Annotated in this window: 23 protein-coding genes; 12 read left to right on the top strand and 11 right to left on the bottom strand. The window is 65.2% G+C overall.

Annotation, left to right across the window (positions count from 1 at the left end; genetic code table 11):
- Positions 1 to 173: 173 nt before the first annotated feature.
- The 5 genes from puuE to IB274_RS15950 all read left to right on the top strand — a co-directional run bounded on the left by puuE (position 174) and on the right by IB274_RS15950 (position 5,283).
- The gene (gene puuE / locus IB274_RS15970; RefSeq protein ID WP_024763898.1) at positions 174 to 1,109 is read left to right on the top strand and encodes an allantoinase PuuE; all 936 of its coding nucleotides are present in this window, start codon (positions 174 to 176) and stop codon (positions 1,107 to 1,109) included.
- On the top strand, positions 1,106 to 1,621 hold the full coding sequence (gene uraD, locus IB274_RS15965; RefSeq protein ID WP_192432899.1) for a 2-oxo-4-hydroxy-4-carboxy-5-ureidoimidazoline decarboxylase: 516 nt from the start codon (positions 1,106 to 1,108) through the stop codon (positions 1,619 to 1,621). The genes puuE and uraD overlap by 4 nt, the downstream gene beginning before the upstream one ends.
- A gap of 67 nt (positions 1,622 to 1,688) precedes the next feature.
- On the top strand, positions 1,689 to 2,195 hold the full coding sequence (locus tag IB274_RS15960) for an ureidoglycolate lyase (RefSeq protein WP_192432898.1): 507 nt from the start codon (positions 1,689 to 1,691) through the stop codon (positions 2,193 to 2,195).
- A 53-nt stretch (positions 2,196 to 2,248) separates the two neighbouring features.
- Positions 2,249 to 3,586 carry a urate hydroxylase PuuD gene (locus IB274_RS15955; RefSeq protein ID WP_192432897.1) on the top strand — a complete coding sequence of 446 codons (1,338 nt, stop codon included), beginning with the start codon at positions 2,249 to 2,251 and terminating at the stop codon, positions 3,584 to 3,586.
- A 350-nt stretch (positions 3,587 to 3,936) separates the two neighbouring features.
- Positions 3,937 to 5,283, top strand: a complete 1,347-nt coding sequence (locus IB274_RS15950) for a nucleobase:cation symporter-2 family protein (protein WP_192432896.1) — start codon at positions 3,937 to 3,939, stop codon at positions 5,281 to 5,283.
- A gap of 115 nt (positions 5,284 to 5,398) precedes the next feature.
- Here IB274_RS15950 and IB274_RS15945 read toward each other — a convergent pair whose 3' ends face one another.
- Positions 5,399 to 6,616 carry a methyl-accepting chemotaxis protein gene (locus IB274_RS15945; protein ID WP_401089384.1) on the bottom strand — a complete coding sequence of 406 codons (1,218 nt, stop codon included), beginning with the start codon at positions 6,614 to 6,616 and terminating at the stop codon, positions 5,399 to 5,401.
- 489 nt (positions 6,617 to 7,105) lie between these two features.
- Positions 7,106 to 7,447 carry a hypothetical protein gene (locus IB274_RS15940; RefSeq protein ID WP_192432894.1) on the bottom strand — a complete coding sequence of 114 codons (342 nt, stop codon included), beginning with the start codon at positions 7,445 to 7,447 and terminating at the stop codon, positions 7,106 to 7,108.
- A gap of 191 nt (positions 7,448 to 7,638) precedes the next feature.
- Here IB274_RS15940 and dusA point away from each other — a divergent pair, with 191 nt between their 5' ends.
- Both dusA and tal read left to right on the top strand, forming a co-directional pair.
- Positions 7,639 to 8,643, top strand: a complete 1,005-nt coding sequence (gene dusA / locus IB274_RS15935) for a tRNA dihydrouridine(20/20a) synthase DusA (protein WP_192432893.1) — start codon at positions 7,639 to 7,641, stop codon at positions 8,641 to 8,643.
- A gap of 62 nt (positions 8,644 to 8,705) precedes the next feature.
- Positions 8,706 to 9,626 (top strand): transaldolase, encoded by a 921-nt coding sequence (gene tal, locus IB274_RS15930; RefSeq protein ID WP_192432892.1) that lies wholly within the window; start codon positions 8,706 to 8,708, stop codon positions 9,624 to 9,626.
- A gap of 75 nt (positions 9,627 to 9,701) precedes the next feature.
- Here tal and rssC read toward each other — a convergent pair whose 3' ends face one another.
- From rssC to IB274_RS15910, 4 genes are all read right to left on the bottom strand, one after another.
- Complete coding sequence (rssC, locus tag IB274_RS15925) at positions 9,702 to 10,184, bottom strand: anti-sigma factor antagonist RssC (RefSeq protein WP_192432891.1); 483 nt, start codon at positions 10,182 to 10,184, stop codon at positions 9,702 to 9,704.
- Positions 10,181 to 11,365 (bottom strand): two-component system response regulator RssB, encoded by a 1,185-nt coding sequence (gene rssB, locus IB274_RS15920; protein ID WP_192432890.1) that lies wholly within the window; start codon positions 11,363 to 11,365, stop codon positions 10,181 to 10,183. Before rssB ends, rssC begins: the two co-directional genes overlap by 4 nt.
- A gap of 181 nt (positions 11,366 to 11,546) precedes the next feature.
- A complete protein-coding gene (locus tag IB274_RS15915; protein WP_081518597.1) occupies positions 11,547 to 12,251 on the bottom strand; it encodes a VacJ family lipoprotein in 705 nt (234 codons plus the stop codon).
- Between the two features lie 169 nt (positions 12,252 to 12,420).
- Entirely contained in the window at positions 12,421 to 13,137 is a 717-nt protein-coding gene (locus IB274_RS15910; protein WP_192432889.1) for a UTRA domain-containing protein, read from the bottom strand.
- A gap of 112 nt (positions 13,138 to 13,249) precedes the next feature.
- Between IB274_RS15910 and IB274_RS15905 the strand changes: the two genes are divergently transcribed.
- The 3 genes from IB274_RS15905 (at position 13,250) to IB274_RS15895 (ending at position 14,913) form a co-directional block, all read left to right on the top strand.
- Complete coding sequence (locus IB274_RS15905) at positions 13,250 to 13,993, top strand: HAD family phosphatase (protein ID WP_192432888.1); 744 nt, start codon at positions 13,250 to 13,252, stop codon at positions 13,991 to 13,993.
- Positions 13,990 to 14,571 (top strand): phosphonate degradation HD-domain oxygenase, encoded by a 582-nt coding sequence (locus IB274_RS15900; protein WP_192432887.1) that lies wholly within the window; start codon positions 13,990 to 13,992, stop codon positions 14,569 to 14,571. The genes IB274_RS15905 and IB274_RS15900 overlap by 4 nt, the downstream gene beginning before the upstream one ends.
- Before the next feature lie 78 nt (positions 14,572 to 14,649).
- Complete coding sequence (locus tag IB274_RS15895) at positions 14,650 to 14,913, top strand: DUF4404 family protein (protein ID WP_192432886.1); 264 nt, start codon at positions 14,650 to 14,652, stop codon at positions 14,911 to 14,913.
- 82 nt (positions 14,914 to 14,995) lie between these two features.
- On the opposite strand, the gene queF is transcribed toward IB274_RS15895, so the two are convergent.
- The 5 genes from queF to IB274_RS29845 all read right to left on the bottom strand — a co-directional run bounded on the left by queF (position 14,996) and on the right by IB274_RS29845 (position 19,303).
- Entirely contained in the window at positions 14,996 to 15,826 is an 831-nt protein-coding gene (gene queF / locus IB274_RS15890; protein WP_192432885.1) for an NADPH-dependent 7-cyano-7-deazaguanine reductase QueF, read from the bottom strand.
- A 217-nt stretch (positions 15,827 to 16,043) separates the two neighbouring features.
- Positions 16,044 to 16,751: a copper resistance protein B gene (locus IB274_RS15885; protein WP_192432884.1), complete on the bottom strand. Its 708-nt coding sequence runs from the start codon at positions 16,749 to 16,751 to the stop codon at positions 16,044 to 16,046.
- 9 nt (positions 16,752 to 16,760) lie between these two features.
- Positions 16,761 to 18,434 carry a copper resistance system multicopper oxidase gene (locus IB274_RS15880; protein WP_192432883.1) on the bottom strand — a complete coding sequence of 558 codons (1,674 nt, stop codon included), beginning with the start codon at positions 18,432 to 18,434 and terminating at the stop codon, positions 16,761 to 16,763.
- A gap of 14 nt (positions 18,435 to 18,448) precedes the next feature.
- Positions 18,449 to 19,000 (bottom strand): plastocyanin/azurin family copper-binding protein, encoded by a 552-nt coding sequence (locus IB274_RS15875; protein WP_192432882.1) that lies wholly within the window; start codon positions 18,998 to 19,000, stop codon positions 18,449 to 18,451.
- A 171-nt stretch (positions 19,001 to 19,171) separates the two neighbouring features.
- Complete coding sequence (locus IB274_RS29845; RefSeq protein WP_263866059.1) at positions 19,172 to 19,303, bottom strand: co-regulatory protein PtrA N-terminal domain-containing protein; 132 nt, start codon at positions 19,301 to 19,303, stop codon at positions 19,172 to 19,174.
- A 126-nt stretch (positions 19,304 to 19,429) separates the two neighbouring features.
- Between IB274_RS29845 and IB274_RS15870 the strand changes: the two genes are divergently transcribed.
- Complete coding sequence (locus IB274_RS15870) at positions 19,430 to 20,110, top strand: heavy metal response regulator transcription factor (RefSeq protein WP_081518606.1); 681 nt, start codon at positions 19,430 to 19,432, stop codon at positions 20,108 to 20,110.
- Positions 20,107 to 21,423: a heavy metal sensor histidine kinase gene (locus IB274_RS15865; protein WP_192432881.1), complete on the top strand. Its 1,317-nt coding sequence runs from the start codon at positions 20,107 to 20,109 to the stop codon at positions 21,421 to 21,423. The genes IB274_RS15870 and IB274_RS15865 overlap by 4 nt, the downstream gene beginning before the upstream one ends.
- Positions 21,424 to 21,561 lie beyond the last annotated feature (138 nt).

The raw sequence follows: 21,561 nt of genomic DNA, 5'->3' as shown, positions 1-21,561 counted from the left end.
CAGGGCAGAAGAGGCATCCGGAGTCCTTCGAGCACTGATGAACAGAATCAAACGACCGTTGCGCAGATTGTATTTACAGACCGCTCCACATTTTGTATACAATGCACCCATCAACGGCAGCGCACAGTCCACCGACCCGGCGCCGACCGCCAACCACAAGAAGGAACACTGCAGTGAGCGCTGACTACCCACGCGACCTGATCGGTTACGGCAACAACATCCCCCATCCGCACTGGCCGAACGATGCGCGCATCGCCCTGTCCTTCGTCCTCAACTATGAAGAAGGCGGCGAACGCAACATCCTGCACGGCGACGCCGAATCCGAAGCCTTCCTCTCCGAAATGGTTGCCGCCCAGCCGCTGAAGGGCGAGCGCAACATGTGCATGGAATCGCTCTACGAATACGGCAGCCGTGCCGGCGTTTGGCGCCTGCTCAAGCTGTTCAAGAAGTACGACCTGCCGCTGACCGTGTTCGCCGTGGCCATGGCCGCCCAGCGCCATCCCGAGGCGATCCGCCAGATGGTCGCCGACGGCCACGAGATCTGCAGCCACGGCTACCGCTGGATCGACTACCAGTACATGGACGAAGCACAGGAGCGCGAGCACATGTTCGAGGCCGTGCGCATCCTCACCGAACTGACCGGCCAACGCCCGCAGGGCTGGTACACCGGCCGCCTGGGCCCGAACACCCGGCGCATCGTCCGCGAAGACGGCAACTTCCTCTACGACTCCGACACCTACGACGACGACCTGCCCTACTGGGACCCGGCCAGCACCGCCGAGAAGCCGCACCTGGTGATCCCCTATACCCTGGACACCAACGACATGCGCTTCACTCAGGTGCAGGGCTTCAACAAGGGCGACGACTTCTTCGAATACCTGAAAGACGCCTTCGACGTGCTCTACGCCGAAGGTGCCGAGGGCGCACCGAAGATGCTGTCCATCGGCATGCACTGCCGCCTGCTCGGCCGTCCGGCGCGTATGGCCTCGCTGGAGCGTTTCATCCAGTACGTTAAGGGTCACGAGAAGGTGTGGATCACCCGCCGCGTCGACATCGCCAAGCACTGGCACGAGAACCACCCGTTCAAAGCGCAGGAGAACAAGGCATGAGCCGCTTCCAGACCCTGACCCCGGCCAGCCTCGACCGCGCGGCTTTCGTTTCCGCCTTCGCCGATATCTACGAACACTCCCCGTGGGTCGCCGAGCAAGCCTACGACCTGGGCGTCGACGACAGCCTGAACGACATCGAACTGCTGCAGCAGCGCATGGCCGACATTCTCTTGTCCGCCAGCCATGAAGCCCAGCTGGCGCTGATCAATGCGCACCCGGACCTGGCCGGCAAGGCCGCCGTCCGTGGCGAGCTGACCGCCTCCAGCACCGCCGAACAGGCCGGCGCCGGCATCCAGGACTGCACGGCCGAAGAATTTGCCCGCTTCACCGAACTCAACGACGCCTACAAGGCCAAGTTCGGCTTCCCCTTCATCAAGGCGGTGAAGGGCAGTAACCGCCACCAGATCCTGGCCGCGTTCGAAGAGCGCATCCACAACACGCCGGAGCAGGAGTTCCAGACCGCCCTGGCGGAGATCAACAAGATCGCGATGTTCCGCCTGCAGCAGCTCTGAGCGAGCGGACCTTCACTCCCCTTCCCAGCGAAGGGGCCAATGCGAACAACGAAAAAGAAGACCAGCCATGCGTACCCTGAAGATCGAGCCGTTGACCAAGGAAGCCTTCGCACCGTTCGGTGATGTCATCGAAACCGAAGGCAGTGACTTCTTCATGATCAACAACGGCTCCACTCGCCGATATCACAAGCTCGCCACCGTCGAAACGGCGCAGCCCGATGACAAGGCGATCATCAGCATCTTCAGCGCCGAATCCCTGGAGATGCCCTTGCGCATCCGCATGCTGGAACGTCACCCGCAGGGCAGCCAGGCGTTCATTCCGCTGCTCGGCAATCAATTTCTGATCGTGGTCGCGCCAGTTGGCGATGTACCTGTATCGGGTCTCGTCCGCGCTTTCCTGTCCAACGGCAAGCAGGGCGTCAATTACCACCGCGGCGTCTGGCACCACCCGGTGCTGACGATCGAAAAGCGGGATGACTTCCTGGTGGTCGATCGCAGCGGTTCTGGCAACAACTGCGACGAGCATTTCTTCACCGAGGACGAACAGCTCCTCCTCGACCCCCAAGCAAACTAATAAGAGAGGCCCGCGCAGCGCGACGGCGATGCCCGGGCAAGAGGTAAAAAACTGTGGAAGCACATCTCATCGAATGGCTGAACCTGCTGGTCCGCTGGATCCACATGATCGTGGGTATCGCGTGGATCGGCGCCTCGTTCTACTTCGTCTGGCTGGAAAACAACCTCAACCGCGCCAACCCGCGCGAGGGGCTTTCCGGTGACCTCTGGGCGATCCATGGTGGCGGCATCTACCACCTGGAGAAGTACAAGCTCGCCCCGCCGAAAATGCCGGACAACCTGCACTGGTTCAAATGGGAGGCCTACTCCACCTGGATGTCGGGTGTCTGCCTGCTGACCATCGTGTTCTACCTGAACCCGACCCTGTACCTGATCGCCCCGGGCAGCGACCTGTCTCCGGCCGCCGCCGTGGCCATCGGCATCGGCTCGCTGATCGCCGGCTGGTTCGTCTACAGCACCCTGTGCGACTCCCCGCTGGGCAAGAAACCCGCCCTGCTGGGCGCCATCCTGTTCGGCCTGCTTGTCCTCGCCGCCTACCTGCTCAGCCAGGTGTTCAGCGGTCGCGGTGCGTACCTGCACGTGGGCGCCATCATCGGCACCATCATGGTGGGCAACGTGTTCCGCGTGATCATGCCGGCCCAGCGCGCGCTGGTTAAGGCCATCGAAGAAGGCCGCGAGCCCGACCCGGTGCTGCCGGCCAAAGGCCTGCTGCGTTCGCGCCACAACAACTACTTCACCCTGCCGGTGCTGTTCATCATGATCAGCAACCACTTCCCGAGCACTTACGGCAGCCACTACAACTGGCTGATCCTGACCTGCATCGCGGCGCTGGCGGTGATCGTGCGTCACTACTTCAACACCCGCCACAATGGCAACGGCATGGCCTGGGCGCTGCCCGCCGGCGCCGTCGGCATGATTGCCCTGGCCTTCGTCACCGGCCCGAACTTCCCCAGCAGCGACGCTTCCTCCAGCACCGCGCAAGCTCAGAAGATCGAGTACCAGCCGCTGCCGGAAACTGCCATCGGTGGCAAGACCCCGGCCGAACGCGCCAAGGACGAGGAAGCCGCCAAGGCTGCCGCCGCCCAGCAGGCTCAGGCTGCTCCGGCACAGGCGTCCGCCGCCGGCTCGACCGAAGGTTTCGACAAGGTCCACCACGTCATCCAGGAACGCTGCGCCGTGTGCCACTCGGCCAAGCCGACCAGCAACCTGTTCAGCACTGCGCCGGCTGGCGTGATGTTCGACACCCCGCAGCAGATCCAGCAGCTCGCCCCGCGCATCCAGGCGCAGGCCGTGGCCTCGCAGGTGATGCCGCTGGGTAACATCACCCAGATGACCCCGGAAGAGCGCAAGCTCGTCGGAGACTGGATCTCCAGGGGCGCCCAGGTTAATTGAGCCTGCGGCACGGCCAGAGAAACCGCACCTTCGGGTGCGGTTTTTTTATGCCCGTGCGATACCGGATCTGTAGGAGCGAGCACTGAAACAAAAAATGTAGTCCACTCGACCAATGGCTACAGAAATATCGAAGCCAGGAAACACGCGGCCTAGAGCCATGCAGCACCAGGGAGACAAAACGTGACCGGCGAGTTGTATACAAAAATCGATTGAACGTAATACACATCGCGTTTATAAAGTCCCGCACCGCTTCACCCGCTCGGCCCCGGGGGTGAGATCGGCCAGTACTTCCCGGTTGTCGTGCCCGTCCGGCAACCAGCGACTGACAACAATAAAAACCGAGGTGTTGCATGTCCGTGGTAACTGAGCGCTCCCATACCGGCTCGCCCGTCGACCAGCGTTTGCCCTTGCTGCAGCTGCTGCTGGTCGGCTTCCAGCACGTTCTCCTGATGTACGGCGGCGCCGTCGCCGTCCCGCTGATCGTCGGCCAGGCCGCCGGTCTCTCCCGCGAAGAAATCGCCTTCCTGATCAACGCCGACCTGCTGGTCGCCGGCATCGCCACGCTCGTGCAATCGCTGGGCATCGGCCCGGTGGGTATCCGCATGCCGGTGATGATGGGCGCCAGTTTCGCCGCCGTCGGCAGCATGGTCGCCATGGCCGGGATGCCCGGCGTGGGCATGACCGGCATCTTCGGTGCCACCATCGCTGCGGGTTTCTTCGGCATGGTCATCGCGCCGTTCATGAGCCGCATCGTGCGCTTCTTCCCGCCGCTGGTGACCGGCACCGTGATCACCTCCATCGGCATGTGCCTGTTCCCGGTGGCGATTAACTGGGCCGGTGGCGGCAAGGCGGCGGCCAACTTCGGCGCCATCGAATACCTCGCCCTGTCGTCCTTCGTATTGGCGGTGATCCTGCTGATCAATCGCTTCATGAAGGGCTTCTGGGTCAACGTCTCGGTACTGATCGGCATGCTGCTGGGCTACATCATCGGCGCCAGCATGGGCATGGTCAGCCTGGACGGCATCGAGCAGCGCCCGTGGTTCGACGTGGTCACCCCGCTGCATTTCGGCGCGCCGGAATTCCACCTCGCGCCGGTGCTGTCAATGTGTCTGGTGGTGGTGATCATCTTCGTCGAGTCCACCGGCATGTTCCTCGCACTGGGCAAGATCACCGAGACCGAGATCTGCCCCAACCGCCTGCGCCGCGGCCTGCTGTGCGATGCCAGCGCCTCGTTCATCGCCGGCTTCATGAACACCTTCACCCACTCCTCGTTCGCCCAGAACATCGGTCTGGTACAGATGACCGGCGTGCGCAGCCGCTACGTCACCGCTGCCGCCGCGCTGTTCCTGATCGCCCTGTCGCTGCTGCCCAAGGCCGCCTTCCTGGTTGCCTCGATTCCGCCGGCGGTGCTGGGCGGCGCCGGTATCGCCATGTTCGGCATGGTCGCGGCCAGCGGCATCCGCATCCTCCACGAAGCGGACATCGTCGACCGCCGCAACCAGCTGCTGGTAGCGGTGAGCATTGGCATGGGAATGGTGCCGGTGGTGCGCCCGGACTTCTTCGCCGCGCTGCCCCAGTGGATGGAGCCAATCACTCACAGCGGCATCGCGATGACCGCGATCTGGGCCGTAGTGCTGAACATCCTGTTCAACATCCTCGGCGAACAAGGCCGCGACGCCCTCTGCGGGCATCACTGAGCCCTTTCGCGGGCGTCTCCCGGACGCCCGCACCAAGCCGCGTCCAACTCCTTCGCGGCTTTTTTTACTACTGCAGCTCTCTCCTACGGTATGGCTTTCCTACGGACCTCCGGGCTCAGACTTCCGGACGGTAGCCCAGCCGCAGCCCACCCCACTGGCGACCGCGTACAAAGATGGGCACCGAAAGGTCATGCATCAGCTCGCCGGTATCGCGGCAGTAGGTCTGCAGCAGCATCGGCTGGTTGTGACTGCCGCAGCGCACCCCGGTGCGGTCGTTGAACAGGCGCTTGCTGCGGCTCTTGAGCATGTCCACCTGCAGGTCGCCACTTGGCGGATGGCTGAACGCCTGGTTGTGCGTCGGCACATAACCCTCGGCGGTACAGGCGATGGCGAAGACCAATCCCTCATGGCGTTGCAACAGGTCTTCCTGGATGCGCGGTAGCACCTCGTCGGTGTAACGGTCGAAGCGCGTGCGGAACTTCTGCGGGCGGGTGCCGGGCATCGGCTGGTAATCGCGGTCGAACAGGTCGTCGAAGCCGATCCGGCCGTTCTCCACGTCCGTCTCGAACTTCGCGCCGATGGCCTGGGCGCCGGCACGGGCGAGGTCGTAGGCGCGCTGGTGATAATCATCCAGCGCCACCTCGGCGAGGCGCTCGCTGATGGTCTCCGCCTGGCTTTCCAGCTGCATCGCGGCATCGGCCAGGCGGTGGGTCTGCTCATCGCTGGCGCGCAGGTCGCCGCGCACCTGCTCGACAGCGGCGAACAGACTGTCCAGCTGGTTGCGGTTGATCTCCGCACCCTCGGCGATCTCGGTGATCTGGGTTTCCACGGTGGCGGCCAGCCGGGCGATATCCTGCAACTGGCGGCCGGTGTTCTCCACCTGGCTGACGCCCAGGCCCAGGTCGTCGGTGAGCTGGCGAATCTGCTCCACCACCTCGCCGGTCTGGCACTGGATATCCTCGATCATCTGCCCCACCTCGTCGGTGGCCTCGGCAGTACGCCCGGCGAGCCCGCGAACCTCCTCGGCCACCACGGCGAAGCCACGGCCGTGCTCCCCTGCCCGCGCCGCCTCAATGGCCGCGTTGAGGGCCAGCAGGTTGGTCTGACTGGCAATCGACTGGATCACCTGGGTAACGCGCTGAATATCTTCGCTGCGGGCGTTCAGCGTCTCGATCAATGCGCGGCTGGCACTGGCGCGCTGGCTCAACTGGTGCATGCATTCGATGGCAGCCTGCAGCTCACTGCGCCCGCTATCGCTGCCTGCGCGAGCAAGCGTGGCAGCCTCCTTCGCCTGACGCGCCAGGTTCGAAGTCGCCCGTTCGGTATGGATCATCACCTCGGCGCTACCGACGATCTGCTCGGCGGCCACCACCTGGGACTCCAGCTTCTCCACCAGTCGCTGCACCGAGAAGGACACCCCGGCAGCGGACAGCGCATTGCGGCTGGTGCCCTGGGACAACTCGCGGGTCAGTTCGGCGACGTCCGGCAACACCGCCAGCGCTCCGGCCGGCGCCGCCCGCTCGGGGACGAACCACGGCCCCCAGAGCAGTATCGCGGCAAGCAGCAGGCACACAGACAACGGCCAGCCGCCCAGCGCCTGGGCGATGAACAGCAGCACCAGGCCGCAAGTCTGCAGGGTAAGGATGAGGACGATACGCGGACGCGTGATATCCATGGCAACAGCTCTCTTCTGGCGAGCCCTGCCGCTGCGCAGCGCGGGCGCGCTGCCGGGAGCCCGATTATTCTTGTCAGAGCCATTAGGCCGCCTGCTGCATGCGGCGGCTATCGTTCCTTAGTGGTAGACGAGGCGCTGCTTGAGTCGCTACAGGCAGCTACGCGCCGCCAGGGTGAGCGCATCGTCCGGGCTCGGAGCATCGCGGCGATAGAGCACCACATAGCTGCCCTTGTCAGACGCCGTTGCTTCCAGCAACACCTCGGCGGTATCGCCGGCGGCGACTGGCACCAGCAACCGGTAACCAAGACGAATTTCCTTCACCGCCGCCGAAGGGCGCGTGGCCTGCCATTTCGGCAGCAGGCAGCTCATGTAGACCGAAGGCGACCTGCCGCTCTCCAGCCGCAACGCCGGGGCGTCCTCCTTCAGCTTGCTCGGCGAGGAACAGGCGACCAGCAGGATCAGCGGGAGCGTCAGCAATAGGGGGTTCATCGAGTGAGATCCTTCTGTCAGGAACCCAGAGGGTAGCAGTTGCGACGAAGCGGACCGCCCGACCAGGTCAGTCCGTCGGCAGACCGCCTGCCGGATTCCGTGCGCTGCGCCGGCAACCTCGGTAAAATCTTTGCCCTTTCCGTCGGCGCGAGCGGTTTCGCGCCCCTTGCAAAGCCAGATTCGACGTAACCATGACCACTGCCGCACCGACCGCCACCTCCCATCCCGAGCCTTCCCGCCGGTTCAGCGTTGCACCCATGATGGATTGGACTGACAGACATTGTCGGTTCTTCCTGCGCCAACTTTCCAGCCACGCGTTGCTTTATACGGAAATGGTCACCACCGGCGCCGTACTGCACGGCGATACCGCGCGCTTCCTGCGCCACGACGAGTGCGAGCATCCGCTTGCTCTGCAACTGGGCGGCAGCAACCCCGCAGACCTGGCGGCCGCGGCGAAGCTGGCGGAGGAAGCAGGCTACGACGAGGTCAACCTGAACGTCGGCTGCCCTAGCGATCGCGTGCAGAACAATATGATCGGCGCTTGCCTCATGGCTCATCCGGCGCTGGTAGCGGATTGCGTGAAGGCCATGCGCGACGCGGTGTCGATCCCAGTGACGGTCAAGCACCGCATCGGCATCAACGGCCGCGACAGCTACGAGGAGCTCTGCGACTTCGTTGGCCAGGTGCGCGACGCCGGCTGCCGCAGCTTCACCGTGCACGCCCGCATCGCCATTCTCGAAGGCCTGTCGCCCAAGGAAAACCGCGAGATCCCGCCGCTGCGCTACGACATCGCCGCGCAGCTCAAGCGCGATTTTCCGGAGCTGGAGATCGTCCTCAACGGCGGCATCAAGACCCTGGAGGAATGCCGCGAGCACCTGCAGGTGTTCGACGGCGTAATGCTCGGCCGCGAGGCGTACCACAACCCCTATCTGCTGGCCCAGGTGGATGCCGCGCTGTACGGTTCCCAGGAACCGGCCATCACCCGCGCCGAGGCCCTGGCGCGGATGCGTCCTTACATCGAGCGGCACATCGCCGAGGGTGGCGCGATGCATCACGTGACCCGCCATGTCCTGGGACTGGCCCAGGGATTCCCGGGCGCGCGCCGCTTCCGCCAGCTGCTCTCGGTGGACGTTCACAAGACCAAAGATTCCCTCGGACTGCTCGATCAGGCCGGAGAACTTCTCGCCGGTCACTGAGTCCCGTTGAGTGGCGCATCTGCCTCGGGTAAGGTCGATGCACTCTCTACGGAAGACGCGCCATGACCTCCAAGCTGGAACAACTCAAGCAGTACACCACGGTTGTCGCCGATACCGGCGATTTCGACGCCATAGCCCGCCTGAAGCCGGTGGATGCCACCACCAACCCGTCTTTGCTGCTGAAGGCCGCGGCCCTGCCACGCTACACCGAGTACCTGGCCCGCGCCACCGAAGGCGCGCATGGTGACGCAGGCCTCGCCTGCGACCGCTTCGCCGTCGCCGTGGGCAAGGACATCCTGGGAGTGATTCCGGGGCGCATCTCCACCGAAGTGGACGCGCGCCTGTCCTTCGATACCGAAGCCACACTGCAGCGCGCCCATCGCCTGATCGAGCTTTACGACCAGCAAGGCATCGGCCGCGACCGAGTGCTGATCAAGATCGCCTCCACTTGGGAAGGCATCCGCGCCGCCGAGCAACTGGAGCGCGAAGGTATTCAGACCAACCTGACCCTACTGTTCTCCTTCGCCCAGGCCGCTGCCTGCGCCGACGCCGGCGTGTTCCTCATTTCGCCCTTCGTCGGGCGCATCTACGACTGGTACAAGAAGGCCAACAACCGCGACTACGTGGGTGCGGAAGATCCGGGCGTGCAGTCCGTCTCGCGTATTTATCGCTACTACAAGGCCAACGGCTACGAGACCGTGGTGATGGGCGCCAGCTTCCGCAACCTCGGACAGATCGAGCAGCTCGCGGGCTGCGACCGCCTGACCATCAGCCCGGATCTGCTGCAACAGCTGGCCGATGCCGAAGGCGACCTGCCGCGCGCTCTGCAGCCGGGCGGCGGCGAAGCCCGCCAGGTGCTGGACGAAAGTGCCTTCCGTTGGCAGATGAACGATGACGCCATGGGCACCGAGAAGCTGGCCGAAGGCATCCGCCTGTTCGCCCGCGACCAGGAGAAGCTCGAGGCACTGCTCGCTGGCCGCTGATCGCGGCAGAAAGCTGTAGACGAGCAAATGCAAACCGGCGCCCCAGGGCGCCGGTTTGCATTTGCTCTCATCGAATCAGTGGCGTTCGAGCGCGCTCACCAGATCGTGGAAGGCCTCGCGGTTAGTCTCATTCAGTCCCATCAGGATACGGTGGGCTTCGAGCACCTTGCCGCGCACCACATCCTCAGACTGGTCCTGGGGAGGCAGATCGGTCAGGCAATCCGAGCACGGAATGGGGCGATCAACGATGTTGAACACCTGGTCGAAGCCCATCGACTGCAGCAGCCGGGTAATGTCCGCGTTGGTGGTGACCAGCGTGGGCAACAGACCGATCTTCTGCCGCGAGAGAATGGACAGCTTCGCCAGGAGGCCCAGCGTGGTGCTGTCGATACTCTGGGTTTCCGTGAGATCGATGATAATCGCCGAGAAATTCAACGCGGCGAAGATTTTTTCAATGGTGGCATCCAGCGCCGAACACAGGGTCAGTCGGACTTCGCCCACGAACTTCAGGACAAACGAGCCATCCTGCTCGGCGAACTGGATTTTACCGGTACTCATGCAAGGTTCCTGCTCAACACCAGCAAGGCAATATCATCCGGCATCTCGGACAACTTGGCCAGTCCGAAGACTTGGCGCAGGCCATCCAGGGTCCCGCCGGCGGCGACGACCTGCTCGGGCAGGGCCGTCTCTTTTTCCTTAAGCGTAGCTCCCGGAAGGACGTCGAGAATTCCGTCCGAGAACAGGGAAAGGCTGAAGGACTTGGGAAGATCGAGGACATGATCCTCGTAGGTCGCTTCGTCGAACAACCCCACCGGCAGACCACGGCCTTCCAGGTAGCGGGCTTCGCCGTCGACATAAAGCACAGGCAGCGGCAGGTGGCCGCCGATGCTGTAGGTCAGGCGGTCGGTATCCAGGTCGATCACGCCACCGAGCATGGTCACGTGCTTGCCCAGGTTGCAGTTGATCAACCCGCGGTTGATATGACCGAGAACGTCCGACGGCTTGAATTCCGGCAACATGTCGTTGCGCTTGGATTCATACAGCAGCCGCGTGGTCATGAACTTCAGCAGCACGGTGACGAAGGCGGACGAAGCGCCATGGCCGGAAACGTCGGCCAGGTAGAAGCCGATGCGACGCGCGTCCACGCGGAAGTAATCGACGAAGTCACCCGACAGGTACAGCGATGGGATGATCTGGTGGGAAAAGGCCAGGCCTTCTGATTCCCAGGGCGTCTCCGGCAGCATGTTCATCTGCACCTGGCGACCGGCGTTCTGGTCTTCCTGGAGCAGGTTCAGGCTGGCCTGCAGCTCGCGGTTTGCAGTTTCCAGCTTCTCGCGGTAGCGGCGGTTTTCCGAGCGCAGGAAGGCGCGATCCAGGGCACGGCGTACCGAATGCTCCAGGACAGCGAGGTCTTCCAGCGGCTTGATCAGGTAGTCGGCGGCGCCAAGGCGCAAGGCCTCGACGGCGTCGCTCATGACGCCGGCACCGGAGAGCACGATCACCGGGGTTTCCACCGCCATTTCGGTGACGCGACGGATCAGCTCGAGGCCGTCCATCTGCGGCATGCGCAGATCGCAGATCACCAGATCGGGGAGTTCGTGCTCGAAGACTTTCAGGCCTTCCAGGCCGTTGGTGGCCTGTGTGACCTTGAATCCGCTGTCTTCCAGGTAGGCGGCGAGGCTTTCGCGGACGACGTCGTCGTCATCGATAATCAGCAGCGAGGCACTGGCTTTGTGCATGGGTCATCCAGGCAAACGGCGCCGGGGTTGTGGTTTGGCGCTCATTCTAGGGAACAGCGGCGCGGGTCGGTCGCGACAAGGCGCAGACACTACTCCCATCCGCTCAAGGGTTCAAGCAGGCACCGCCCGCGCCACGAATGGCGCGGGCTGGAGGACAGGAAAGGTATTCGCGCAGGGCCGATCAGAAGTCGTCTTCGACTTCGCCGTCCTTGACCTTGAACTCGCGGTTCTGCAGGTAGGCGTTGCGGATGAAGGTGTACTTGTCACCGCTGATCAGCTTCTCGGACTTGAGCAGGTCGGCACGGGTGTCGACCACGTCCACGGCACGCATGCTGTTACGAACCGGCACGTTGTCGATATACGGATACGGTCCGGTGTAGGAGTCCGGGATCAGCGAAGGCGCATCGCGCAGCGTGCTCGGGCCGAGCAGCGGCAGCATCACGTAGGGGCCGCTGCCCACGCCGTAATGGCCGAGGGTCTGGCCGAAGTCTTCGTCGTTGCGGCGCAGGCCCATGTGGGTGGCCACGTCGATGAAACCGGCCAGGCCGAAAGTGGTGTTGAACAGCAGGCGGCTGGTGTCGACGCCGGCATCGCGGAACTTCAACTGCAGCAGGTCATTGACCAGGTTCTTCACGTCACCGATGTTGCCGAAGAAGTTGTGCACGCCATCCTGCACGACGTTCGGGGTGACGTACTGGTAACCCTGGGCCAGCGGCTTGAGGGCGTAGGTGTCCAGGGTGTCGTTGAAGGTGAAGATCGGACGGTTGATGCTTTCCCACGGGTCGTCTTCGCTGGCAGCCTGCGCCAGGAAGGGGATGGTGGCCAGGCCGGCGGCGGCGAGCAGGCTGAAGCAGCGTTTCGTCCATTGGACGCCAAGTGGGCGCATCGGGAATTCTCCAGTGAATGTGAATCGGGCCAGCCATGGCGGCCCCGCTATGCGGGCAGATTATATAGAGGCGCAACGGTTTTGCAGACCCGGACCGATCTCGCAGGATTTCGATTCACGGGCGCTGGATGCCGTTTCGCTTGCTTCCAGTTGAAAGCATAGTGCCACTTCAGTCGGGATACCGTGCGTCGATGACAATTTCCAACGCATCGGAGCGCCAGAACTCCTGGTCCCACTCCACCAGCCGGCCGTCCTCGATATAGCTGGCACGCTCCACGTAGAGCCCCGGCGAGCCCGGCGTCAGTTGCAGCGGCGTCGCCCGCGCCTCCACCAGCGCCGTGGAGTGCATGGCCAGCTCGGAGCACGACAGGCTCAATCCCAGCTCCTCGCGCAGCACGCGGGTGAGCGAGGTATCCAACCCGTGATCGAGCAGGCCGGGGCACCAGCTGGCGTCCAGGGTGATTTCCTCGAGCATCACCGGCCGCTCGTCAACCCAGCGGCGGCGCAGTATGTGGAATACCCCGGCCTCTTCGTCCAGCCCCATGCGGCGCGCCAGTGCAGGTCCGGCGGCGCGGCGCTCGGCAGCCAGGACCTCGGTACGCGGCACGCGGCCCTGGGCCTCGACGTAATCCATGAAGCCCGTGGTGCGAGTCGGGTTGTAGCGGATGCGCGGCGGCGAGACGAACCAGCCGCGGCGGTTCTCGCGGTACAGCACGCCCTCGGTCTCCAGCTGCTGCAGCGCCTCGCGCAGGGTCACGCGGGTGCAACCGAAGCGCTCGGCCAACTCGCGCTCGGCGGGCAGGCGCTGGCTCAGGGTGGCATTGGCGATGTCCTGCGCCAGCTGGTCACGGATGCGCAGGTAATGAGGCGTGGGTTCGACCGGCATGGGCGTCTTCCGCAAAAAGGCGCGGCGATTATAGCGGTCTGGCAGCGGACTTCATCGGACCGTCACATTGGCCCGCTAGCCTGGCCTAGACCAATTATCAGAAAAGCCCACCATGCCTGCGACCGCCGACCTTCCGCGCTTCACGTCCCTGCTGTTCGGACTGTCGGGCGACCTGGTGGACTTTGGCGCAAGGACGCTGCCGGTTGCCCTGCAACGCACCTGCCTCGATTGTCCGCCGGAACGCCTGACCAGCGCCCTCGCCCTACCCCCGCAGGATGCGCTGGACCTTGCCCTGGGCCGCTGCGCCGAGCCGCAGGAGCGCAACCGCTTCCAGGCCGCCCTGGACGAAGCCGCCCAGGCCCACGCCGAGGCCACTCCCGGCGCCCTGGACGCCCTGCAGGCGTTGCACCAGCGCGGCGTACCCTGCGCCTGGCTCGATGAGCTGCCCAACGCCACCACGCTGCACCTGGCCGCTGCCCTGGACGATCGCCTCGCCACCGGCCTGGACATCGCCGGTCGCCAATGGCCCGCACCGGACTCCTGCTGGCAGGCGCTGATGCAGCTGGACAGCCCGCACCTGGACGGCTGCGTGCTGGTCAGCGGCCAGCCGCGCCTGCTCCAGGCGGGCCTCAACGCCGGCCTGTGGACCATCGGCCTGGCCGCCAGCGGCCCCCTTTGCGGGCACGCGCCGGGAGACTGGGACGCCCTCGGCAACCTCGACCGCGACCGCCTGCGCGCCCAGGCGACGCTGGGCCTGTACCGCCTCGGCGTGCACTCGGTCATCGATCATCTGGGCGAGCTGGATTCCTGCCTGCAGGACATCGCCAGCCGCCGCCTGAAAGGAGAAAAGCCATGAAGCACGAGCGCCACCGCTTCCTCGACGAGTTGGCCGAGCGCTTCGCCAGCCACGGCGCCGAGCCCTACGGCGAGGCCGTCAGCCAGGCCGAGCATGCTCTGCAGTGCGCCACCCTGGCCGAGCGCGCGGGTTGTTCCGACAGCCTGGTGATCGCCGCCCTGCTCCACGACATCGGCCACCTCTATGAAGACCCGCAGATGATCGAGGATAAGGACCAGCGCCACGAGGAGCTCGGCGCCAACCTGCTGCGCGAGCTGCTGCCCGAATCCGTCTGGCAGCCGATCCGCCTGCACGTGGCCGCCAAGCGCTACCTCTGCGCGGTCGACCCTGCCTACCACGCCGGCCTGTCCTGGGCTTCGCGGCAGAGCCTGGCGCTGCAGGGTGGACCGTTCGATGAGCGCGGCTCCAGCGCCTTCCTCAACGCGTCTTTCTCCCAGGACGCGCTGACCCTGCGCCGGCTGGATGACCTGGGCAAGGACCCGGCCATGCGCACACCGGAGCTGGAGCACTTCTTCCCGTTGCTAGAACGCCTCCTGCGAATTGATCGGCATCAGGCAAGGGTGCGCGCAGCGAGTTAAGCTCAAAGGCATGGCGATGGACCTTTTCCCCGTCGGGCGAGGTCCATCTTTGGGTACGTACCGCAGAAGGACACCACCATGCCGACACAACGCCTCCAGGAAGAGCTCCAGGCCCTGCGCGACCAGCTGCAACACCAGCCGCCGCTTAACGCGGATGAGCGCGAATCGCTGCAAGCCCTGATCAAGGACATCGAATTGCAGTTGGCCAACGAAGAGGCGCTGGCCGACGAGACCCTGATGGACAACGTCAACCTGGCCGTGGAGCGCTTCGAGGCGAGCCATCCGACGCTGGCCGGCACGCTGCGCTCCATCGTGCAGAGCCTGGCGAACATGGGGATCTGATTGCCCCTGACAGACGCTCCGACATGAAAAACCCGGCTTCGGCCGGGTTTTTCGTATCCGCGTTTTGCAGGCGTGCTGAGAGTTACTGGCGCACCAGCCGGCGATTGTCGGGCTGCACCGCCTCGCTGCTGCGGTAGGGGTTGATGTCCAGACCGCCACGGCGCACGTAGCGCGCGTAAACGGTCAGCCGGGTCGGCTGCAGCAGGCGCTGGAGGTCGAGGTAGATGCGTTCGACGCACTGCTCGTGGAAATCCTGGTGCTGGCGGAAGGACACGACATAGGCCAGCAGGCTCGCGGCATCCAGCACCGGACCGCTGTATTCCACGACCAACGTGCCCCAGTCCGGCTGGCCGGTGACCGGGCAGTTGGATTTGAGCAGGTGGCTGTAGAGCACTTCGTCGACACGGCGGGTGTCATCGCAGCGCAGCAGCTCCGGGCGCGGGTGGTCGTAGCTCGCCACCGCGATGTCCAGGTCGTCGACACAGGTGCCCACGATGACGGCCACGCCCTCGCCCGCCACTTCGTCCAACCCACGCACACGCACGCCCACCGGTGCGCCAGCAGCAGTGGACAGGTCGCGCTCCATCACCGCGCGCACGGCCTCGGCGTTGTCGAAGGCGGTCTGGTTCAGCGAGTTGAGGTAAAGCTTGAAGGACTTGGACTCGATGATGTTCGGCGACTGCGCCGGAATCGCGAATTCGCCGATGGCCACCACCGGCTTGCCCGATGCGGTGAGCCAGGACAACTCGTAGCAATTCCACAGGTCCACGCCCTGGTACGGCAGGGTCTGGGCGGTCAGGCCCAGCTCCGCCCACTTGGTGGTGCGGGAGATCGGGAACAGCAGCTCCGGCGCGTAGGTGGAGACGTATTCGCTGGATTTGCCCAGGGGCGAGTGTTCGGCGGGATGCTGCATGGGGATGACCTGCTGGATCGGCGATGCGGGTGGTGGCGCGAGGCGGCGAGTGTATACAAATCCGCCGGCCCTTTCAGCAGGCGGCGGACAAACCGGGCACTTAGGCGTGTAAGGCGTATGCCTTTGTAGGATGGCGTGGAGCGCAGCGATACCCATGCTGCCTGCGTACCGAATCGATGGGTATCGCTTCGCTCCACACCATCCTACGTAGAGCCAATCAGAACCACATGCGCACACCGGCGACCCAGTACGCCTCCTCGTCGTCCTCGCCCTCCGCGCGGGCGAGGTCGCCGCTGCGGCCGTAGGTCTTGCTCCAGACGTAGCCGAAGTACGGCGCGAACTCCCGGCGCACTTCGTAGCGCAGACGCAGGCCAGCCTCCAGTTCGCTGCCCCCGGCGCCCACGCCGATGTCGCGGTCATCGGCCAGCGCCAGGTTGTATTCCAGCGAGGGTTCGAGGATCAGCCGCTGGGTCAGCAGCAGTTCGTACTCGGTCTCCAGGCGCAGGGATGGATCGCCGCGCTCGCTGAGGAACAGGTTGGCGTCCACCTCGAACCACTGCGGCGCCAGGCCCTGGATACCCAGTACCGCATAACTGCGCGACGGTCCCGGCTGGTCGTCGTGGCGCACGCCCACCTGCCAGTCCCAGAAGTCCGCGACCATGCGCTGGTAGAGCAGCTGCACTTCGTTGTCGGTGGTCGGGCCGCCGGCGTCGCGCTCGCCTTCCAGTTTCAGGCGCAGCTTCTGGTAGTCGGTGCCGTACCAGCCCTGGGCTTCCCAGCCCAGCGCCTGGTCGTTGCCGTGGAAGCGGCTTTCCAGGCGCTGTATCAGCAGCGAGCCCATGGGCATGTCGTCCATCTCGGCACTTTCAGCGGGCAAGGCCAGGCCCAGGGTCGCCGCGCAGGCCACCGTTGCTATGCGTTTCATGGCGGTTCCTCAGAGGCTGGCGCTGGCGGGAGCCGGCTCGACTATGACCTTGCGCATCATGCCGGCGGCCATGTGGTAGATCAGGTGGCAGTGGAAGGCCCATTCGCCCAGCGCATCGGCGGGCACGTCGACGTCCAGGGTGCTGCCCGGCGCCACGCTGACCACGTGCTTGAGCGGGTTGAAGCGACCGTTGCCCTTGTCCAGCTGCATCCACATGCCGTGCAGGTGCATGGGGTGGGTCATCATGGTGTCGTTGACGAAGCGGATGCGCACCCGCTCGCCGTAGGTCAGGCGGATCGGCTCGGCCTCGGAGTACTTCTTGCCGTCGATGGACCAGAAGTAGCGCTCCATGTTGCCGGTCAGGCGGAACTCGATGGTACGGTCCGGCGCGCGGTAGTCGGCATAGGGGCGCATGGCCTTGAGGTCCGCGTAGACCAGCAGGCGATTGCCCGGCTCGGCCGGCTGCGGCGTCAGCCCGCTGCCCGGTGCGTAGTCGGACTTCGGTGCGGCCATGGCCGAGTGATCCATGCCCGTCATCTGCGAGTGGTCCATGCCGGCCATGCTGGAATGATCCATGCCGGACATATCCGCGGCCTCAGGGCCAGCCACCGCCATCCCGCCATGGTCCATGCCCTCGTGGCTCATGCCCATGTCGGCCATGGTCAGCAGTGGCCGCTCGCGCAGCGCCGGCACCTCGGCCTGCAACCCGGCGCGCGGGGTCAGGGTGGCGCGGGCGTAGCCGCTGCGGTCCATGGCCTCGGCGAAGAAGGTGTAGGCGCGATCCTCCTGCGGCTGCACTATCACATCGTAGGTCTCGGCCACGGCGATGCGCAGTTCGTCCACCGTCACCGGCTGCACGTCGTTGCCGTCGGCCTGCACCACGGTCATCTTCAGGCCGGGAATGCGCAGGTCGAAGTAGCTCATGCCCGAGCCGTTGATGATGCGCAGCCGCACCCGTTCGCCGGGCTTGAACAGGCCGGTCCAGTTCTGCTCGCTGTCCTGGCCATTGACCAGGAAGCGGAAGCCGGCAATGTCGGCGATGTCCGTCGGCGTCATGCGCATGCCGCCCCAGTCCAGGCGGTCGCGCAGGGTCGCCATGAATCCCTTGGCGCTGGAGTCGGCGATGAAGTCGCCGAGGGTGCGCTGGTTGCGGTTGTAGTAGTCGCTCTGTTTCTTCAGGTTGGCGAACACGGTTTCCGGGCGGGTGTCGTGCCACTCGGCCAGCAGCAGGGTGTACTCGCGGTCGTAGCGGTACGGCTCGCGCGCCTTCGGCTCGATCACCAGCGGGCCGTAGAGTCCCTCGATCTCCTGGAAGTCGCTGTGGGCGTGGTACCAGTAGGTGCCGGACTGCCTCACCGTGAAGCGGTAGGTGAAGGTCTCGCCAGGCTTGATGCCGGGGAAGCTGATGCCCGGCACGCCATCCTGGGTGTAGGGCAGGATCAGCCCGTGCCAGTGCAGCGAGGTGTCGCGGTCGAGGGTGTTGGTGACGCGCAGCTCGACGTCCTCGCCCTCCTTGAAGCGCAGCTCCGGCGCAGGCGTGCGGCCATTCACCGTGAGCGCCTCGCGGGTACCGTCGGACAGTTTCAGCTCGCCCTTGCCAATCGTCAGGTCATACACGCCCGCCTGCACCGCCAACGGTGCCAGCAGCAGCGCCCCCAGAGCCCATTCCCGTGCGCGGATCATCACGGCGCTCCCGCTCAGGGCCTGACGGTCAGTTTGCCGACCATGCCGGCCTGGTAGTGCCCCGGAATGTTGCAGGCAAACTCCAGGCTGGTGGCCTTGCTGAAGGTCCAGGTCAGCTCGGCGGTCTTGCCCGGCTCCACCAGCACGCTGTTGGGGTCGTCGTGCTTCATCATCTGGCCCATCGGCTTATCGCCATGGCCCATCTTGCTGTGGTCCATCCGGCTCATGTCGTGCTGCATGCCGGTGGGGGTGAGCATCCCGGAATCCATCATCTGCTGCATTTCCTTCTGGTGGCCGGCGTGCATGGCGGCGCTGCCCAGGTTGAATTCGTGCAGCAGGCTGCCGGTGTTGTGGATGACGAAGCGCACAGTCTCGCCCGGCTTCACGTCGATGCTTTCGGGCTCGAAGAACATCTCGCCCAGCTTGATATCGACGGTGCGGGTGGCTTGGGCGGCCTTGGCCGGCTTGCCGAAGTCGTAGGCGTGCCCGGCGTCGGCCAGGGCCGGCAGGCTGATGGCGGCGGCGAGGCCGAGGACGGAGGCTTGGAGCAGATGACGCAGGGACATGGCGACTCTCCTTTAAGGTCTGTGGCCATGGTCGCTGCCGGCGGCTGAGGGTTACCTGTCGGGAAGATTACAACTCTGTCAGCTTGGCGCTCTCCCGCGCCGCGCAGGGTATAAGGAAGGCGAAAAAAAGCCCGCCAGAGGGCGGGCAAGGGGCAGCACGATGAATCGGATTCAGCAGGCCTGGCGCACCGTGGCGGCCTGTTCCTGCATGCGCTGGAAGGTGATGTCCCCTCCCCCGTCAGCCCAGGCTGGCGTGGCGGGGAAGAACAGCACGGCAAACAGCGTGGAGATGATCAGGTGCATGGCAGGTTCCTCGATGTCACTGGAAAATGAACACATCGCCAGTCTGCAATACCCACACTGTCAGTTCGCTGACCGCCCCATTACCCTGATGACAGCTGCGCCCCGAGCGCCTGAATGGATACCCGGATGAAACTCCTGATCGTCGAAGACGAACCGCGCATCGGCCAGTACCTGCAGCAGGGCCTGAGCGAGGCCGGCTTCGCCGTCGACCTGACCGCCGACGGCGATGAAGGCCTGCAACTGGCCCTGGCTGGCGAACACGACCTGCTGATCCTCGATGTGATGCTGCCCGGCCGCGATGGCTGGCAGATTCTCCAGGCGCTGCGCCAGACCGGCAGCGCCGTGCCGGTGCTGTTCCTCACCGCCCGCGATGCCGTGGAGGACCGCGTGCGCGGCCTGGAACTGGGCGCCGACGACTATTTGGTGAAGCCCTTCGCCTTCGTCGAACTACTGGCCCGCGTGCGCACGCTGCTGCGTCGTGGCGGCCAGCAAATCCAGGAAACCACCCTGCAACTGGCGGACCTCGAACTGGACCTGCTGCGTCGTCGCGTGCAGCGTGCCGGCAAGCGCATCGACCTGACCGCCAAGGAGTTCGCCCTGCTGGAACTGCTGCTGCGCCGCAGCGGCGAGGTGCTGCCCAAGTCGCTGATCGCCTCCCAGGTATGGGACATGAACTTCGACAGTGACACCAATGTCATCGAAGTCGCCATCCGCCGTCTGCGTGCCAAGGTCGACGACGACTTCCCGCAGCGCCTGATCCACACCGTGCGCGGCATGGGCTACGTGCTGGAAGAGCGCGAAGCATGAGCGCGCGCCTCTCCCTCGGCCTGCGTCTGAGCCTGCTGTTTGCCGCGTGCACCGCCGCCGTGTCGCTGCTGGCCGGGATCGTCTTCAGCCGCGCCAGCGAAGCGCACTTCATCGAACTGGATCACCAGTTGATGGCCGGCAAGCTGACGATCTTCCGCGACCTGCTGGACGATGTTCGCGGCCCGGAACAGCTGGCGCCGCACACCGCCGAACTGCGCCGCGAGCTGCGCCGCCACCCCGACCTCGGCCTGCGCCTGCAGGGGCCTGATGGCCAGTCCTGGTTCTGGCAGTTGCCGGCGATGAACATGAGCAGCAACGAAGCCCCAGCCTACCGCGAGCTGCAAGCCCCACTGGAGGCTGGCCAGCCCAAGGGGCCCCAGCTGACTCTGATCCTCGACATCACCCACCACCAGCACTTCCTGCAGCGCATGCAGCGGCTGATCTGGATGACCATGGGCCTCTCCGCCCTGGCCACCGCCCTGCTCGGCGCCTGGGCCGCCCGCGCCAGCCTGCGCCCGCTGCGGCGCATGAGCGAGGTGGCGGCGCAGGTCAGCGCGCACTCGCTGACCACTCGCCTGGATGCCGGGCAAATGCCGCAGGAACTGCGCGGCCTGGCCGGCGAGCTGAACGCCATGCTGGCGCGCCTGGAAGAGGCCTTCCAGCGCCTCTCGGCGTTCTCCGCTGACATCGCCCACGAGCTGCGCACGCCTCTCACCGGGCTGCTGACCCAGACCCAGGTGGTGCTGTCGCGCTCGCGCAGCCTGGAGGACTACCGCGAGGCGCTGCACGGCAACCTGGAAGAGCTGGAGCGGCTCACCGCGATGGTCAACGACATGCTGTTCCTGGCCAAGGCCGACCACGGCCTGCTCACGCCCAACAGCCAGCCCCTGGCGCTGGCCGGCGAGGTGGACGAGTTGCTGGAGTTCTACGGACCGCTGGCCGAGGAAAAATCCATTCGCCTGGAGCGCGATGGCGAGCTGTCAGTGCAGGGCGACCGCGCACTGCTGCGCCGGGTCCTGGCCAACCTGCTGGACAACGCCCTGCGCTTCACCCCGGACGGCGGGCAGATTCGCGTACGCCTGGAACCGGACCGCCTGAGCGTGGAGAACCCGGGACGGGAGATTCCCGCTGAGCGCCTGCCGCGCTTGTTCGACCGTTTCTACCGCGCCGACCCGGCTCGCCGCGAAGGCCAGGGCGAACATGCCGGGTTGGGGCTGGCGATCTGCCGCTCCATCGTCCGCGCCCATGGCGGGGAGATTCGCTGCGAGTCGGCGCAGGGGTGGACGCGGTTCGTCATCGAGTTCCCGCAGTAGCGCCTTTCGTAGGAGCGAGCTTGCTCGCGAACGGACTTGCCGACAGCTCCCGCGTTGGGCGAGTTCGCGAGCAAGCTCGCTCCTACAAGATCAAGAGCCTTCGCGGCAACGCACCGAATGCTCCGAAAAAGAAAAGGC

The sequence above is a fragment of the Pseudomonas sp. PDM18 genome (genome assembly GCF_014852585.1).
Taxonomy (GTDB): Bacteria; Pseudomonadota; Gammaproteobacteria; order Pseudomonadales; family Pseudomonadaceae; genus Pseudomonas.
Note: the sequence above shows the minus strand (reverse complement) of the source record. Positions and strands in the feature narration are given on the sequence as shown.

Coding starts and splice junctions, on each gene's coding strand:
- IB274_RS15960 (WP_192432898.1), top strand. CDS start 1,689: ATGCGTACCCTGAAGATCGAGCCGTTGACCAAGGAAGCCTTCGCACCG.
- IB274_RS15910 (WP_192432889.1), bottom strand. CDS start 13,137: ATGCCGGTCGAACCCACGCCTCATTACCTGCGCATCCGTGACCAGCTG.
- IB274_RS15950 (WP_192432896.1), top strand. CDS start 3,937: ATGTCCGTGGTAACTGAGCGCTCCCATACCGGCTCGCCCGTCGACCAG.
- IB274_RS15880 (WP_192432883.1), bottom strand. CDS start 18,434: ATGATCCGCGCACGGGAATGGGCTCTGGGGGCGCTGCTGCTGGCACCG.
- IB274_RS15900 (WP_192432887.1), top strand. CDS start 13,990: ATGAAGCACGAGCGCCACCGCTTCCTCGACGAGTTGGCCGAGCGCTTC.
- IB274_RS15870 (WP_081518606.1), top strand. CDS start 19,430: ATGAAACTCCTGATCGTCGAAGACGAACCGCGCATCGGCCAGTACCTG.
- IB274_RS15915 (WP_081518597.1), bottom strand. CDS start 12,251: ATGCGCCCACTTGGCGTCCAATGGACGAAACGCTGCTTCAGCCTGCTC.
- IB274_RS15875 (WP_192432882.1), bottom strand. CDS start 19,000: ATGTCCCTGCGTCATCTGCTCCAAGCCTCCGTCCTCGGCCTCGCCGCC.
- IB274_RS15895 (WP_192432886.1), top strand. CDS start 14,650: ATGCCGACACAACGCCTCCAGGAAGAGCTCCAGGCCCTGCGCGACCAG.
- IB274_RS15885 (WP_192432884.1), bottom strand. CDS start 16,751: ATGAAACGCATAGCAACGGTGGCCTGCGCGGCGACCCTGGGCCTGGCC.
- IB274_RS15905 (WP_192432888.1), top strand. CDS start 13,250: ATGCCTGCGACCGCCGACCTTCCGCGCTTCACGTCCCTGCTGTTCGGA.
- queF (WP_192432885.1), bottom strand. CDS start 15,826: ATGCAGCATCCCGCCGAACACTCGCCCCTGGGCAAATCCAGCGAATAC.
- IB274_RS29845 (WP_263866059.1), bottom strand. CDS start 19,303: ATGCACCTGATCATCTCCACGCTGTTTGCCGTGCTGTTCTTCCCCGCC.
- IB274_RS15945 (WP_401089384.1), bottom strand. CDS start 6,616: ATGATCCATACCGAACGGGCGACTTCGAACCTGGCGCGTCAGGCGAAG.
- dusA (WP_192432893.1), top strand. CDS start 7,639: ATGACCACTGCCGCACCGACCGCCACCTCCCATCCCGAGCCTTCCCGC.
- IB274_RS15940 (WP_192432894.1), bottom strand. CDS start 7,447: ATGAACCCCCTATTGCTGACGCTCCCGCTGATCCTGCTGGTCGCCTGT.
- tal (WP_192432892.1), top strand. CDS start 8,706: ATGACCTCCAAGCTGGAACAACTCAAGCAGTACACCACGGTTGTCGCC.
- rssB (WP_192432890.1), bottom strand. CDS start 11,365: ATGCACAAAGCCAGTGCCTCGCTGCTGATTATCGATGACGACGACGTC.
- IB274_RS15865 (WP_192432881.1), top strand. CDS start 20,107: ATGAGCGCGCGCCTCTCCCTCGGCCTGCGTCTGAGCCTGCTGTTTGCC.
- uraD (WP_192432899.1), top strand. CDS start 1,106: ATGAGCCGCTTCCAGACCCTGACCCCGGCCAGCCTCGACCGCGCGGCT.
- rssC (WP_192432891.1), bottom strand. CDS start 10,184: ATGAGTACCGGTAAAATCCAGTTCGCCGAGCAGGATGGCTCGTTTGTC.